Annotated in this window: 15 protein-coding genes; 2 read left to right on the top strand and 13 right to left on the bottom strand. The window is 27.6% G+C overall.

The window, feature by feature from the left end; genetic code table 11:
- Nucleotides 1-31 precede the first annotated feature (31 nt).
- Nucleotides 32-1,243 carry a Cj0814 family flagellar-dependent secreted protein gene (locus tag CHELV3228_RS03200; protein WP_082199515.1) on the top strand — a complete coding sequence of 404 codons (1,212 nt, stop codon included), beginning with the start codon at nt 32-34 and terminating at the stop codon, nt 1,241-1,243.
- A gap of 43 nt (nt 1,244-1,286) precedes the next feature.
- Here the strand turns inward: CHELV3228_RS03200 and CHELV3228_RS03205 are convergent, their stop codons facing one another.
- The 7 genes from CHELV3228_RS03205 to CHELV3228_RS03240 form a co-directional block, all read right to left on the bottom strand.
- The gene (locus CHELV3228_RS03205) at nt 1,287-1,880 is read right to left on the bottom strand and encodes a cysteine peptidase family C39 domain-containing protein (RefSeq protein WP_082199516.1); all 594 of its coding nucleotides are present in this window, start codon (nt 1,878-1,880) and stop codon (nt 1,287-1,289) included.
- Complete coding sequence (locus CHELV3228_RS03210) at nt 1,865-2,719, bottom strand: HmcD domain-containing protein (protein WP_082199517.1); 855 nt, start codon at nt 2,717-2,719, stop codon at nt 1,865-1,867. Before CHELV3228_RS03210 ends, CHELV3228_RS03205 begins: the two co-directional genes overlap by 16 nt.
- Nucleotides 2,720-2,892: 173 nt before the next feature.
- Nucleotides 2,893-3,270 (bottom strand): PIN domain-containing protein, encoded by a 378-nt coding sequence (locus CHELV3228_RS03215; protein ID WP_082199518.1) that lies wholly within the window; start codon nt 3,268-3,270, stop codon nt 2,893-2,895.
- Nucleotides 3,254-3,511: a hypothetical protein gene (locus tag CHELV3228_RS03220; protein ID WP_082199519.1), complete on the bottom strand. Its 258-nt coding sequence runs from the start codon at nt 3,509-3,511 to the stop codon at nt 3,254-3,256. Before CHELV3228_RS03220 ends, CHELV3228_RS03215 begins: the two co-directional genes overlap by 17 nt.
- A gap of 442 nt (nt 3,512-3,953) precedes the next feature.
- Nucleotides 3,954-4,235: a helix-turn-helix domain-containing protein gene (locus CHELV3228_RS03230; protein WP_082199521.1), complete on the bottom strand. Its 282-nt coding sequence runs from the start codon at nt 4,233-4,235 to the stop codon at nt 3,954-3,956.
- The gene (locus tag CHELV3228_RS03235; protein WP_159445025.1) at nt 4,228-4,455 is read right to left on the bottom strand and encodes a type II toxin-antitoxin system RelE/ParE family toxin; all 228 of its coding nucleotides are present in this window, start codon (nt 4,453-4,455) and stop codon (nt 4,228-4,230) included. The genes CHELV3228_RS03230 and CHELV3228_RS03235 overlap by 8 nt, the downstream gene beginning before the upstream one ends.
- Before the next feature lie 186 nt (nt 4,456-4,641).
- Complete coding sequence (locus tag CHELV3228_RS03240; protein ID WP_244289600.1) at nt 4,642-5,424, bottom strand: tyrosine-type recombinase/integrase; 783 nt, start codon at nt 5,422-5,424, stop codon at nt 4,642-4,644.
- 400 nt (nt 5,425-5,824) lie between these two features.
- Here CHELV3228_RS03240 and CHELV3228_RS03245 point away from each other — a divergent pair, with 400 nt between their 5' ends.
- Nucleotides 5,825-6,049: a mobilization protein gene (locus tag CHELV3228_RS03245; RefSeq protein ID WP_082199523.1), complete on the top strand. Its 225-nt coding sequence runs from the start codon at nt 5,825-5,827 to the stop codon at nt 6,047-6,049.
- A 31-nt stretch (nt 6,050-6,080) separates the two neighbouring features.
- Here CHELV3228_RS03245 and CHELV3228_RS03250 read toward each other — a convergent pair whose 3' ends face one another.
- From CHELV3228_RS03250 to CHELV3228_RS03275, 6 genes are read right to left on the bottom strand one after another with little or no spacing between them, the layout of a single operon-like run.
- Nucleotides 6,081-7,379 (bottom strand): hypothetical protein, encoded by a 1,299-nt coding sequence (locus CHELV3228_RS03250; protein WP_082199524.1) that lies wholly within the window; start codon nt 7,377-7,379, stop codon nt 6,081-6,083.
- A gap of 10 nt (nt 7,380-7,389) precedes the next feature.
- The gene (locus CHELV3228_RS03255; protein ID WP_082199525.1) at nt 7,390-10,710 is read right to left on the bottom strand and encodes a hypothetical protein; all 3,321 of its coding nucleotides are present in this window, start codon (nt 10,708-10,710) and stop codon (nt 7,390-7,392) included.
- Nucleotides 10,707-12,614 (bottom strand): hypothetical protein, encoded by a 1,908-nt coding sequence (locus CHELV3228_RS10355; protein ID WP_174900347.1) that lies wholly within the window; start codon nt 12,612-12,614, stop codon nt 10,707-10,709. Before CHELV3228_RS10355 ends, CHELV3228_RS03255 begins: the two co-directional genes overlap by 4 nt.
- A gap of 9 nt (nt 12,615-12,623) precedes the next feature.
- Nucleotides 12,624-13,448, bottom strand: coding sequence for a hypothetical protein (locus CHELV3228_RS03265; protein WP_082199526.1), 825 nt, complete (start codon nt 13,446-13,448; stop codon nt 12,624-12,626).
- Nucleotides 13,449-13,460: 12 nt separating this feature from the next.
- A complete protein-coding gene (locus CHELV3228_RS03270) occupies nt 13,461-14,966 on the bottom strand; it encodes a DUF6402 family protein (protein WP_082199527.1) in 1,506 nt (501 codons plus the stop codon).
- A gap of 54 nt (nt 14,967-15,020) precedes the next feature.
- Nucleotides 15,021-15,818, bottom strand: a complete 798-nt coding sequence (locus tag CHELV3228_RS03275; RefSeq protein ID WP_082199528.1) for a hypothetical protein — start codon at nt 15,816-15,818, stop codon at nt 15,021-15,023.
- Between the last annotated feature and the right edge of the window lie 6 nt (nt 15,819-15,824).

A 15,824-nucleotide genomic window follows, 5' to 3' on the forward strand; every position in this document is an offset into this window, starting at 1 on the left:
AAGGCAAAAAAATCTAAATCAAGGAATTAATATGAGTATCTTTAGTATCAACGATAACTCAAACTATACTTCTATACTTTCACAAGCAAAAGCTAGTAAAGAAAGTAAAGAGAATTCTAAAATAAGTTTTGCTAATGCTTTTTTAAAACAAAATGCTAGTAAATTAAATGAAATTCAAAGTGCTAATTCACAAACTCTAATAAAAAGTGAAGTTTTAAATAGTGGCTCAAATTCCACTCTTGACACAAACTATGGCTTATTTAGCGAATTTCAAAATACCGTTCATACTCTAAAATATAAACAAGCAGATTTAAACAATGCTTCATCTTTAGCCTATGGTTACAGCGTAGATAAAAATGGCTATATGGGAAGTGATTTTAACAAAGCTGCGGGATTACCTGAAGATTTTAAAATACATAAATCTACTTTAGATGAGATAGAGAGATTTAATCAACATGGTATGGCTGATGAAACTAGTGGTAATTATTATAATAGTTTTGATATGGCTTCTATTGTTAAATCCTATTATAATAGCTTTAATCAAGTAATCAGTGCATTTCCAAATGATAAAACAAGTTTTAGCGAAGCTGATTTAGAGCAATTACCAAAAGGACTAAATTATGTCCATAACGAAAATAACGAAAAAATTGTAAAAAATATATTTAATGCGGAACAATTTCACGAAGCACAAGCGATTAAATATTCTACTATGAATTTGGGTATGAACCTTATGAAACTTGACTTTTCTCCACAAAGTATGGAACAAGGACCTTCAAATGAAGGTGAATTTAATCCTGATATGTCAGTTTATCCACAAAATGAAGATGGAAGTTATTCTAAAGAAGCTTTATTTATGAGTTTTTTAAAGTCTTATTCGCCTATTCCATCTTCAAATCAAGTTGTTTTGAGTCCTGAAGCAAAAGTTCGTGAAGCAAAACTTGAGCTAGAAATGAAAGCAAATCCTTCTTTTAGCGTTTCCTTAGACGACATTATGACGGGCAAAGTTGATTTTGCAAGTTTGTTAAAAGGCTATGCACAAGATGGCTGGCTTGATGCGAGTATATACGCAATGGAAACAGGAGCTAAATGGCAAAATATATATGTAGGCAATGGTGCTTGGTTTGATAATCAGTTTAATCAAGCAAAAGCTAACGGCTGGAAAGCAAGTAGTGAAAGTATCGATTCTTATGTTGAATCTATAATGGATAGACTTAATAATCTTATGGGACAAACTAGGGTTTAGAAAAGACTTAAAAATAAAGGATTAATATCACTTAATTGTGATATTAAAATCCAAAATGCTCTATTTCAAAGTTTAAAGATTTAGGTAGATTGAGTTTGTAATCTTTAAGTTGCTTTTTGGGATTGATAATTAAGGCAAATCCACCTTTATTGTATCTATCCCAAACGCTATAAAATTCTCTTTTAGAGCTAATGTATTCTCCATAGCTTGGGTCAAATATTTGCAAATAATTTCCTTTATGATTGATAATTACCACAAAATGTGGAAAGCGTGGGTCGTCTTCTATCTTCACTAAAATAGGAACAGACATAATGCTTTCTAAAATCTTTCTATCGATTTTATAGGATTTGCTTTGAAAGCCTAGCTTTTTAACGGCGTCATTTAAATCCGCAAAGCTTACCATATCAGTATAAAGTTGTTGTCCGCTCATAGCTTTTAGTAAATCTAATTCCGTTAAATTGCTATCATCAAGTATGTTTATAAGTGTAGCTAAGGAAGCGGCACCGCAAGATTCTTCATAGTTTTGCCTTATAACTTTTTCATTTTTAATTTCTTGGTAAGACTTAACTACAAATTCTGCCTTTAAAAACAAAGGCAAAAGAGCAACCATTAATGCTATTTTTAGAATTTTTTCCATAGATTGATACCAAAAATTGCATCAGGAGCAGCAGAGCTTCCACCTAGACTTGCACTGACTGAAACGGCTGTATCTTGATTGATACTATAAGTAGAACCGCCACTAATTGTAGGAATTGATCTGATTTCTGAATTTTTTACACCATTGATTTTTTGTTCGGTTTGAAATCTTTGCTCTGCTCCTAAATCTAAAGTGATTTTAGGGCTTAATACTATAGATAAATTGCCTCCAAAATAAATACTATTTCCATACTCTATTTTAGCAATTTTAAATTTTCTTTCTGCATTATAACCAAATCCTGTATAAATACTATATACCACTGGATCGCTATATCCTCTTAAACTTGCCTCTAAGTTTTGGGATTGAAAATAAAAGTTTTTAGTTTGCAAAACTGTTTTTTCTCTTTGAATGATCGCTGTTTGAAATTTAATCTGCGGAACAAAGTCAGCAATGCTTTCTCCTGTATAAATAAAGCCTATCCATAAAGAATCAAAATTTAAAGTATTTTTGCTTGTAAAAGCACCTGAAATAATATTGTTATACTCTTGTCTTGCATAATTTCCACCGCCTGAAATAAGTAAATCAAAACTTGGAGTTAAAGTGTAAATAAAAGTTTGATTTAGATAAAGTTGTTTCGTATCATTCCAAACATTTAAATCTCCATTTACTCCAATATTTGGATAAATATAGTATGAGTGAGGATTTCCTGTGCTAAGCAAGGATAAACTTGTAATGCTTCTTAAGCCTATTTGCTTTTTAAACAAACTATCGATATTTAACTCATCACTAGCAAAAAGACAACCACTTAAAACTGCCAAGATAAGAATAATTTTTTTCATTATAATCCTTTTGAAATATTGCATAGGGAGGAATAAAGCAAAAAATATTCCAAGTTAAGAATAGAAAGTGATAAAAATAAAAACTATTTGTCAATAGTCTTTTAAGAGAGCAAATAACTTATGCCTTAGTTGCTTTTATGCGAGTTTGGCGAGGTAAATTAAGAAAGAGAAATTTAACACCCATTTAAATCTTTATCAAAACTAAGCTTTTTATAGTTTTGTAATTTACATTTAGCACAAATGAGTGCATCCACAAAATCTATATTTTTATGCTCTATAATATTTAATGCTTCTATTAATATTGCTTTATCTTTATTAATTACCCCCTCAAAACAAATTATGGTTTTTAAATCTTGTATAACCTCACTTTTGTCAATCTTATAAAACTTTGTCAATACAAAATATGCCTCCATTAAGATGCCACTTAAAATCTCAACTTGGATTTGTCCGCTTTCTATTTGTTTAAAATACTCAATACTCAGTCTTAAATGCTCTTCATTATCGCCCACTAAAAAGCGAATTATAATGTTTGTATCAATGAGATAAACCATATTTTTCCTTCATAGCTTCAAACATAGCTTTTTCTTTTATTTTTTCTAAATTCTCTTGAGGCTTTTGATGATTTTTATATTTACCTGCAAGTTTTTCAACGATAGAATTTTGAGTTTGATTTGCTGGATATGCAAAGGCTAACACCTTTTGTTTTCTCTTATCTACAATTTGAATTGCTTCCTTTAAGTTGGAAAAAATAGAAGTATTTTTTTGAATTTCACCTATACCGATTTTAAACATTATTAATCCTTTTTATATATAATGTTATGTATTATACATAAAAAAGGTTAAGGCATTGAAAACAATTAACTTAGAACATTATCCTAAAAGTAAAAAGGTATTACAAGTGATGATACTAATTATAGCAGTTTGCATAAGTCTTTTGATAGCGTATTTTATGATAATCTATTTTCCATTTTACTTTGTTTTTAATTATGCTCTTAATGAAGAACAACAAACTAGGCTTATTGAACTTTATAATCAATTTGGAGATTCGGCAATTTTTACACTTTGCCTTTCTTTTTTGTGGATAGCTTTCTATCACTACTTACATATATTACAAGTGAAGATACCAACACAACAAAAAAGCAAAACAACACCTCTACCACTACCATATAAAAAATATTAAAATTGCTTAAATCTTCAAGTAGCGGGATATGTTTTCTTAATCTGCTTTTTCATTTTATAAACTAATCCGCAATTTCTTTAATCCCACAGCTTTTGCATACTTTATTAAGGTATCAAAACTAGGATTATTAAGCTTAGTTTCAAATCTTGCTAATTGACTTTGCTTAATTCCAAGTTCTAAAGCTAAAGCACTTTGTGTCTTTTTGCTTTTTATCCTTGCTGCGATTAATTTTTTCTGCAATTCAAACCAAGCATTTAAATTTTCGTATTCTTTTTGAAATTCTTTATTTTTTAATTCTTTTTCTAAAACTTTATTTACAGGGATAAAATTACTCATCGTTTAGTTCCTTTAATTTTTTATAAGCAATCTCAAGCTCATTTTTTGGTGTTTTTTGACTCTTTTTAATAAATCCGTGCAATATATAGATTTTCTTGTCTTTTTGAAAGGCGTAAAATAATCTTGCCACATTATCCTTACCCTTAACCCTCAGCTCAAAAAGTCCTCGACCTAAAAATTTAGAGTGAGGCTCTTTTACTTCATTGCCATATAGTTGCAAGAGTGAAAAAGTCGTTGAAATTTAGCTCTTATATCTATAGAGAAATTTGATAAATTTCTAAAACCTTTTCATCATAAAAACTTACTTCAAACATTAAAATTAAAATCCTCGATTTTTAATTGATGAGATATTATAACATAAATGTTATAATATAAATACCATATTTTCAAAATAATTTCTCATTAACTACCCCAAATTCCCCAAAGCCTTCCTAAGCATTTCATTATTTGCCTTAGCATAAATGGTTGTTGTTTGCATACTTGCGTGTCTTAGTATCTTTTGTATAACGACAAGATTGACATTTTGTGAGGTGAGTTTCATCGCTAAGGTATGTCTTAAGAGGTGCAGACCTTTTTTATGAATTAAAGCCTTAGCATAAATTCTATTAATGATAATAAAAGCATTGCTCCTGTTTAAAAGTTTTCCATTATGCGTTTGCATAATATAATTACTCTCTTTCAAATACTCTTTAAAATAATCAAGCTCATCATCAATATAAGCTTTTTTAATATAAGCAAATTGTTCCTTGCCTCCCTTAGCAAGTATATTAATTTTTAGCATATCTTCTTCATCTTCATTAAAATCACACAAACGCACTTTTAAGCTTTCTGAAATTCTAAGCCCCGCATAAAGCATTAATTTAATAAGAAGTGCATTTCTAAAACTTGCATAATCTTCTTTTTGTATTTTTAGTCTTTCTATGGTATTTATAAGTCTTTGAATTTCATCATCACTTAAATGCTCAAGCTTTTCTTCTCTTTTTTCATTTCTTGTATTAAGTTTTGAAAAATTAAAAGAGAACTCAAACAAATCTTCATTATTTTCATTAATGAAGGTAAAAAAGCTAGTTATTGCCCTTAGATAAGTAAGTTTTGTTTTTTTAGAAAGCTTTTTATGATTTTTAGACCTTATTTCCAAATAACTTAAGAAATTTGAAATATAGGAAGTTTTTATTTCTTTAAACTGCATTTCATCACAAAACTCTAAAGAATATTCTCTAAATTCGTTTAAAACTCTTTTATAAAGTTAAATTGTATTCAAAGAATAATTTAAATCCTTAAAATGACAAAAATAAGCCTCAAGCTAAAAGTCTAAATCCTCTAAAAAATCGCCTCTTGTAAGCTTCATTTAAGTTTCCTTTTGTTTTGTATATCATAATAATATATTATGTTATATATTTAACCCTAACCTAAACCCAAAAAAGATAAATTTATGCCTTTATTGAGGTTTATGGATAAGTTATATATTATTATCATTATATCAAAAATATGCTAATAATATAAAATAATAAACAATTAACCTTTTTAAATTAAAAATAATTACTCTAATATGCTATAATATCCTCATAATTTCACAAAAAGGATAAAATATGAAAAATAATGCAGAAATTTTAAATAAAAACGAAGAAAATATCATTTCAAAAAGAATTCTTTTTAATAAGAAAAGTTTAGAAATGATAAATATGATGTTACCCGCTTATAAAGATGAAATTGATGATAATTTAAAAGAAAGTGAAAAAATCTCTTTATTTATTAATCTTTGTGTAGAAAAAATGTTTAAAAAAGACTTTTTGGATAGGATTAAGGAATTTTAGGATAGATTGGGACGATATTACTCAAAGGCAGCTAGTCTTCTTTAACATTATGTTTTTTAGCATAGGCTTCTATCTTAGCTCTTAAATCTTGTGGGAAGTTATAACGATAAATTGCAGGGATTCTAGGGTCAAGAAGTCTATCAAGCTTATGTCTTTTATAATACCATTCTAGGTTTTCAGGGGTAAAATAATAAGGTGCATTAGGGTAGCCTTGAGGAGGAGTTAGGGCTGCTAGTTTGGCAGTTAAAATCATAGAGTCTATTTTTAATTGTGCATCATTCCAGTCATTTGGAATATCATAACCATAAGCATTTACCATACCATTGTAATACCCTCCCCTATGGCGATCAAATTCCCTTCTGCTTTCATAAGTAGAATCTACATCCCTTGGATCTTTTATTTTACCCTCAACTATATCACTTCTTAAGGCTCTATACATACTTCCAAATTCATCGCGAGAAATTCTATACCTGTTATAATCAATGACCCAATCTACTCCCATAATTTCATCTATAAAAGGAAGCATACCAAATTCATCAGGTTTTAAAGTCTTAGCTAAGGTTTTAATCTCTTGTTCTCTTAAAGGATTTTTATGCACTCCTACCAAACCACTTCCTACCGCAATATCTGCATAACCATAAATAGCACCTAATAAATTAGGTTTATCTAATATACTGCTTCCTCCACTTAGTTGTATATAAAGTATAGTAGCTTGGATAAATCTTGCATTAAAACCATTTTGAAACATATCATTAGCTAGATATTTATAATCACCCAATATTCCTGCTGCCATACCCCATTCATTATGAAATAAACTTGATCTTAGATTATGTTTATTATCATCTACTGTTCTATATAATTCTTCATATTTAGGTTCTACATTTCCTTTTTCATCTACAGCTCCTATAGCTTCATAAGGTATATCCATAACAACACTTCTTATACCACTTCTAATGACTAGATATTTATATCTTTCTTTTTTAGTTTTTAATGAGTTATAATAAGCTTTTTCTGCTTTAGTCCAAGGAGCTATGCTTCCTTTAACAGGATCTTTTAAATATAAGTTTTGCCAATCTTTAAATTCAAGTAAAGTAGAACTTTGTCCTGTATAAAGATTAGGATCTAGGTATTGGGGTTGATAGTCTTTATAGGGGGAGTTTTGTTTGATATTGTGTGCTTCAAACAAAGCTTTGGAATATTCTTGGGTGTATTTGCCTACTTCACGCCCATCTTCTCTTTTATCAAATATAATTTGATTTGTATTTTTATCAACTTCTAATATAAGTCCATTAGAAGTATAAATCTCGTAAATATCTTTATTACCACTCATCTTTATCCTTTCATCCTATATATAAACCATCTTCCATAATGATAGTTGTAGCTAGTCTGCCTATAAACTTATTAGAATAATCTTGGGATTTATTAGTATCATCGCTTTCTTCATCATCATTTTCGTTTTTTCTTTCATTATTAACATCTTCATTGCTTATCCCCCTATACATCACTTCCAAATTATGTTGTCCTATGGCTTCTAAATTTTCCATCAATCTTCTTGCCTTTTGCCTATCTTCTATGAAATTACCTTTTTCATCTTGGGTAGTATTATAAATTCCATTTGCATATTCGTATAAAATTTGTATAGTATCATTATAAGCTAAGATAGGATGTTGCTTTATTTTAGGATTTTGTGTTTTATACTCTTCTTTTTTTTGAAAATTTTCTAGCTTGTATATGTTACAATTTCTAAGTTCTATATAATTTTTTTCAAAAAATTCCATGTCATTTAAGATGTATTTGCCTTCATTGATTTTATCTTCCATAAAAGCACTTCTTTTTTCATCTAAAATGATATAAGATAAAAGCCTTCTTAAAGTAAATTCTCTAGCTTCACTTGAAGTCGTAGCACAAGCAATACTAGGATAGTAGTTAAGCCCACCCGTGCATAATAAAGAGCCAAAAATAAATTGAGATAAATCAAAACTCATAAATCTAGAATTTATCAATAAAGGATAGGTTAAGTATTCTTCTTTTTTTACGGCTAAAGGAAAATCATAATTGTAAGTAAATTTTTCATACATTAGTTTTTCATATAAAATTTTTAATCTTCCATAATTTGTAGGTAAAAGCGTATCAATCAAAGAACTTGCTAAATTTTTTAATATATCTGCACTTAAATTTTTACCCATTTTAATGGAAAAATCGAGCGCTAATTGCTTTTTTGCTTTTGATATCAGATGAATTTGTTTGGCTTTATCTAATCTTGAAAAACTTTTTGATTTTTTTAATTCACTTGCATATTCTAATTGATTAAAATAATAATAATTTGTTCCTATTTGATATAAAAAAAGTTTATTGAGTGGCTTTTTGCTTTTCGGGTTAATTTTTATAAAACGCCCTTTAGGATTAAGCGCATAAAATATCCCTAGTTCTTTAAAAAAATGTGCTTTAAAACTAGAAAATAATTTATTACCATAATGCTTTTTATCAAAGCTTGAATCTGCAAAAAATAAAATCATTTTTTTAAAAAAATCAGGCTGACTCATAAAAAATTCTGTAAAAGGAAAAAGTTGATTAATAATGCTAAAAAAAGTAATATCTAAGGATAATTTCGCAAGTTCATTATTAAGCATAATATCTTGAATACTTTTATCTAAATCTTTTTTTGAAGGAAGGGTTTTGTTTGTTTGTATATTTTCTTCAAATTCAATCTTATCATCAAAGCTTTCATTTAAGGTATTTAAAAAATTTACATAAGTTCGATTCTCTTCTTCAAAATCATTTTCAAACATATCTTTAGCTAATTCATCTAAATAAATGACTTCACTTATTCTATTTTCTTTATCTGCTTGTAAATCTAATTCTTTATTGATGAAAATATATTTTTTTTCATTATCAAGCATAATATAAGATTCTAAAAAAATAACTTTTAATTTATTAATGTGATTAAGACTAAGTGCTTGGTAATAACATAATCCTCTATCAGAGTATATTTCATACTTATATTCTTCAAATTCTTTTTGAAAAATATATAAAGCACAAGTTGCTAAAAACAAATGCAAGGTGGAATATTCGTATAAATTTTGAACTGAATATGGAGCTAAGCTTTTATTCATATCGTCAAAATAATCATTAAAAAGTTCTATATATTCTTCTACTTTTTCTTTTTCTTTTTCACTAATTTCTTCAAGTTCTTTGGGTAATTTAAAAAAGCTATTAAGGTAATGCATACTCTCAATTTTTAAATATCCAAGATTTTTATGGTTTTGATAAAATTCTTTATCAAGCTTTACAAAAGGACAAAGCTGTAATATAAAATCATCTTCATTTTTAATATCTCTTTCTATAAAGTAAGAACCATAATCTCTTTTGCTAGGAAATTTTTCTTTTAATTCAAGCTTTTCATTTTTTGTAAGAGCTTTAGGACGATTTTTTATTTTTGCTCCTAATTTTTTTTGATATAAGTCCTCGCAAAGCCCAGCATTATTAAGTTGTGATGGATTAGTAATAAATAAATAGTTTTTGCCCATTTTGGTTGTATTGATTTGATTGGTATTTTTTTTATCCAGAATCATTTCTACTAGCATTGAAGAATTTAAATCAGGATATTCTGCATAAAAGAAATGATTAAGTGCAACAATCTTTAAATTGATAGCTTTTTTTAGTGTTGTATCAGGATTATTTAAACTAGAATTAACCAAAAGCGTGTTGTCTAATTTTTCATTTTCAAAATTTTGATTTTTTTCTAAAAAATTATCAAAAATGCCTTGAAATTTTTCATCTAAAATAACTTTATAAAAGCTATTTTTATAAAGACTAATAGAAGGTGCGTTAATATAAGATGAAAAATCTAATAATATTTTATCGTCTATAATTAATACATCGGATAAAATTTCTTCATTACATAAAGCAATAATAGGATAAAGTTTGCTAGTGATAAGTTCTAAAAGCGGATAAGCAAAATCATAATAATATTTTTTTTCCTTATACTCTTCATACTCGGAGTAAGAATTATAAGCCTCAAACAATGTATTTGCGACAAAAACATAAGGATTTTTTTTGATTAAAGAAATGGGCTTTTTAAGATTGATTATAGAATCTAATATATTGATAAAAAATTTTGCTATAGCTCTAATAATTTGCTTATATTCATCATCATTAGATTGGGCGATATTTTTTAAAAGTGTATTAAAAAGTGTATCTAGGGCAACTTGTATCCTTGGTTTTATCTCTTGTTCAAAATAATTAGATTCCTTAATGCTTTTTAGCAATACATTTAATTCTTTTTGAATTTCTTTTAAAAAATTTTCGATATTTTTTTCATTATTTTCATTAATAATTTTATTCAGTGTTTTATTTTCATTTTGATTGATTGCATTATTTAAAAGCTTTAAATTGTTATAGATGATTTTTTTAATACTAGATAAATTTTGTTCTTTTGTGATTTCATCTTTATCGGTTTGATTTAAATATATAATTTTAAAAGTTTTTTTGAAATCATATTGAATATCACGCAAAATTTTATATAAAGAATTATTAGCTTTATTATATCCATCAAAATCGTTGCATATAAAAATAATTTTATTAGCATTTTTTGTAAGATTTTTTAGCTCGATTTCTAAGTTATGACTTGACGAAATTAAAGTAAAATTTTTTATTTTCACATTTCAATCCCATTTACCACCACAAATTTACAAACAAAAACCCCTTGCTTTCTATCTTCATCTTCTAAGATTTCATCTAGTCCTTTTGCAATTTGAAGTTTTAGATTGTGCATTTTAGCAGGAGTTAAAAAACAAAAATGATATGTCATTAATTCTTTATTATCTTCTAAAGTATTTTTAATGATTTTATCATATGTATGTAATTGTTTAAAATATCCTGCTCCTAGATTTTTGTTTTCAAATTCTTTATAAGCATCTTTATGAATTTTAGCAATGTTTTTTGGGATGATAAAATAAAGCTTAATTAAATTTGTGTCAAGGCTAAGGTTTAGTTCTTTAAATTCATAATCTTTACTAAAGTCTTGTTTGAATTGATTAAGAAGATTAATGTCCTCTATATCTCTTAAATCTTTTTGGAGAATATTTAATTCACTTAAAGCTTTATCTTGCTCTTTTCTTTCATTATTGATTAAAAGATTATAGATGGGTAAATTATCTTTTTGAAATCTATCACTTTTATAATGCAATCTTATCATAGGCTCTTGAAGTTTTGTTAAGCTTTTGCTTTGTTGTTCTAATCCCTCTAAAGGATTAAAACTATGATCAAAAATAAATTGATTGAGCTTAGGCACACACTTTAAAGCAAAGCCTTGATTTGTGATTGAATTACTCACTAATTCTTGCAAGATAACAAATTCATCATTAACTTTCTTTTGAGATAAAGAACCTTTAACATTGACAACACGAGTGCAAGGAACACTCACCCCTGCTATGGTATGAGAACAGCCTTGTATCTTTGAATTTAAATAATCACTTTCCAAGATTAAAGGCACTCCATTTGATTTAAAGCTTTTTCCTTTGTTTGATTTAAGGATTACCTTACCTCCGTGAGGACATCTAATCACATCATCTTCAAGCACAGCATATAAAGAAGCTTTGCTTTGTTTGGCTTTTATTTCTAGTGCTTTGTTTTGATTTAAGGTTAATCTTGTTTGTTCTAGTGTTTTGATGTTTTCTTTATGGGTGAGTTTAAGTTTAATCTTTAAGCTTTCATTACTAAGAGAGTAGTTTAAAAGTGTTAAGGTAAGGTTATGAAGATAAATAGTGAGTTTTCCCTTATCAAGTGTTTCATCTTTAGGGGCAAAGTAATAACTTGGTTGTTCTTGTTTAATGTTTCCTTCTTTGTCTAATTCTCCAAAGAAGAAAGGATGGTTGGGGAGTTCTTGGGAGCCTGTAAGGAGGGTGGAGTAAAAAAATATTCTTGTATCAAGTTCTTTTAAATTTATACCATACTCTTCCTCTAAGTCTTTTATGTCTATGCAAGTTTTATCTTTAGTGAAGATATCGCAATGATTATCATAGATATGGATAAGGTTGGACATAGAAATGAAAGAAGTATTGCTAGTATTAGATTGTAAATTTTTAAGATTGATTTTGTCTAGGAAGATGATTTTATGATTTGTGTTTTGAGAAGAAAGAAAGATTGTGTTGGTAGGTTTGTTGTAAAAATTTTTTTCATGATTTAAATTTCTAAAAGCAAACTCTAGCTCTTTTTGATTGATAATATTAGTTTGATTATATTTTTCATAAAATTTCCTAAGTTTTTGCTCTTTCTCATTTTTTAAAATCATCATAGTTTTATATAAAGATTTTCGGGCGTTTAGGTAGGGAGTATTTAAAGAATCTTGATACAAACAAAAAATTTTGAAAAAAGTAGATTTGTAATTGAAATGATTTTTTCGTGAAATTTCATTGATAAGAGGCTCCCCTTTTATATCAACAGCAATTAATTCATTGCAAGTATAAAGACAATACAAATAAGCCATTTTAGAAGTTTTTGTCAAAGAATTTATTTCATCAAATGAAATTTCTTTAAAACGCGATGAGTAAGATTTATCTTGCATATTTTTCCCTTAATGATTCAAAATATTTTCAAAATCTTGCCTACTAGGAAATTCTAATAAAGTAAGTAAAGGCACAGATAGCAAAATAATACTCATTAAACAACCAAAAATAAAAATGGTATAAGTTTTGTGAGATTTTATTTTTAAATTTATTTTTGAATTTTGCTTTTGATAGATTTTGCTTATTATAAATAAATATACTATGAAGCTTATAAAATAAAATGGTATTGCAAGTATCAAAGTGAAAAATAAAAAAAATATTTCTCTTTCAAAAAGTTCAGGAATAATAAAAGGCAAAATGGTAGCAAAAGCGAGTATAGCGGCTATGAATATAGGCTTGAGAGTTCTTATTGTATTTGCAATTTTTATTTGCGAAAAATTTTTAATTATATATATAGACAATAAAGAAAAAACAATATAAGCTGGTAAAAAAGCAAAAAGACTAGACTGCATATGGATCAATAAAATATTAAGCAAGGCTTCTTTTTGGCTCATATTTGCAGGATGATTATCATCGTAAATAGCCATAATTTCTTCTTTATCGTAAGGAGAGAATGGAAAAGCCATATATGTAAATTTTTGAAAATAAAAACTATCAAGGTTGATACTTGAACCTATTAGACATTCAAATGCAACAAATGGAAGAAAAACACCTAGTGCATAGTATAAAGCAAATTTTTTATCATACAAAATATTTTTACAAATAAAGTTATTGCATACATAAAAAGCCAAATATATAAATATAAAATAACAACTCCATAACAAAGAATTATGAAAAATTCCTGCAATAATCCAAAAAATCCCATAAATAAAACTAAAATAAGCTATTTCCATCAAAAACCTTTTTCAAAGATTGTGGTGGATAGGTTCATTTGTAAAATCAATTTTTTTTATAAAATTATCACTAAATACCCTAAAGTCCAAACCATAAGGAGTGAATTTTTGATAGTCTTGATAATCTTGATTATAAATATAGTATCGATTTGTTTTTTTAGCTTGCAAAACATCTTCTATCGTTATATTTGGTATCGCATAGCCCAAGTATTCAATACTCTTATAAGTATCCATTTGTCTTATAGAACCCCATATGCTAAAACTCTTTTCATTAAAATCCCAAGCCCCGACAGGCTGTCCAAGTTTAATAATATTACCATTATCATCAAATTCGTGCGATTGGTCTAAAAAATCAAAGCTATCATAAACATAAGCAAATATTTCATTAACTCTAAAAGAAATGCGATGGCTTTCATCCTTTTTTATTGTTATATTTATAGGTACATAATTTATTGAAAACTTTCCACTGCAAGCATAAAGAGCTAAATTTTTTTGAAAATTCATTTGAACTTTGTTATATGTTTGATTTGATTGATGTATGGCAAAGTTATTTGGATGAAATAAAGTAAATTTTTCAAGTAAAGATAAGGTTCTAAAGTCATTTTGTAAGGTTTTATATGACATTTGATTTGAAAAACTATATTTTAGATACTCAAAAGCCTTATTCATAAAAAAACTATCCGTAACGCTAAAAGTTTGGCAGTTTAAATTATCTATTTCGAAAGGCTTACAATACTTTGTAAGTTTGTATCCAAAAGGAGTTTCCCCCTTACTTAAAAGATAAGATTTTGCATTTTCATTACTTCTGTTTTCTCGTATATCAATGGCAAAATAAAAATCATATTCGCCACTAGATAAATTATGCAAAATTTTTGCATTTTGTGGAGCGAATAAAATATTTTCTATTTGTTTTTTAAATTTATTCGTATAAATCATATCTTTAAAAAAAATTTTTTCATTATCTTTTAACAAAGGAAATTGCATATAAAACTTATCCCAATCTAGTGTGGTATAAAATCTAATAAGACGCTTTTCTTCTCTAATAAGATTTTCATTATATCCTGCATTATAAGAATATAATTCAGCTCTTTTTCTTAATTCATAAGGGCTGAAATTTTGACCAATCTTTTTATCTTTTTCCTCTAAGTTTGTTGGATATGGGGTATAGTGTAAAACAAGAGGCTCTATGCCCTTGCTTTGTAAGAAATTTTGTATCTCTTTTAGTTTTTGTTCATTGCTAGGCTTATCTTGCTTTATGGAGAGTTGATAGTTTTGTATAGTATCCATCTTGGGACTATTTTGCCACAAAAATTGCAAATTGTAGCTCACCGCCCAGCCAAGTGCTGCCACTTCATTGCCGTTTTCCTTATAGTATTTAAATTCATTGTAGCAACACTCTAATTTTGTGGAAAGTATCGAATGGTCGTAAAAATTAGTTTCTTGAATTATTTTATCGTTGCTTGTTTCTGCATTTATATGATCAAGCCCTAAAGTTTGAAAAAAATCACCTTCATTCATAATGTCTCCAAAATGCAACGCACAAATTTAATAGTATCTTATCAAATTATAATTTCAACTATGTAAAGCAAAGCCTTGATTTGTGATTGAATTACTCACTAATTCTTGCAAGATAACAAATTCATCATTAACTTTCTTTTGAGATAAAGAACCTTTAACATTGACAACACGAGTGCAAGGAACACTCACCCCTGCTATGGTATGAGAACAGCCTTGTATCTTTGAATTTAAATAATCACTTTCCAAGATTAAAGGCACTCCATTTGATTTAAAGCTTTTTCCTTTGTTTGATTTAAGGATTACCTTACCTCCGTGAGGACATCTAATCACATCATCTTCAAGCACAGCATATAAAGAAGCTTTGCTTTGTTTGGCTTTTATTTCTAGTGCTTTGTTTTGATTTAAGGTTAATCTTGTTTGTTCTAGTGTTTTGATGTTTTCTTTATGGGTGAGTTTAAGTTTAATCTTTAAGCTTTCATTACTAAGAGAGTAGTTTAAAAGTGTTAAGGTAAGGTTATGAAGATAAATAGTGAGTTTTCCCTTATCAAGTGTTTCATCTTTAGGGGCAAAGTAATAACTTGGTTGTTCTTGTTTAATGTTTCCTTCTTTGTCTAATTCTCCAAAGAAGAAAGGATGGTTGGGGAGTTCTTGGGAGCCTGTAAGGAGGGTGGAGTAAAAAAAGAGTGAAGGAGTGTAGCTTTGAAATTCTTCAAAGGTAAAATCCGCTGTTTTTTCTAGTCTAAAAAGTTCTTCATAAATACTTTGACAATCAATCACAGCCTTATCTTCACAAAGCAAATAGATGCTTTTTTTATCTTTATGGATAGAGTATAAAAAATTTTGACTTATCATCATTTC

The sequence above is a fragment of the Campylobacter helveticus genome, from assembly GCF_002080395.1.
Taxonomy (GTDB): Bacteria; Campylobacterota; Campylobacteria; order Campylobacterales; family Campylobacteraceae; genus Campylobacter_D; species Campylobacter_D helveticus.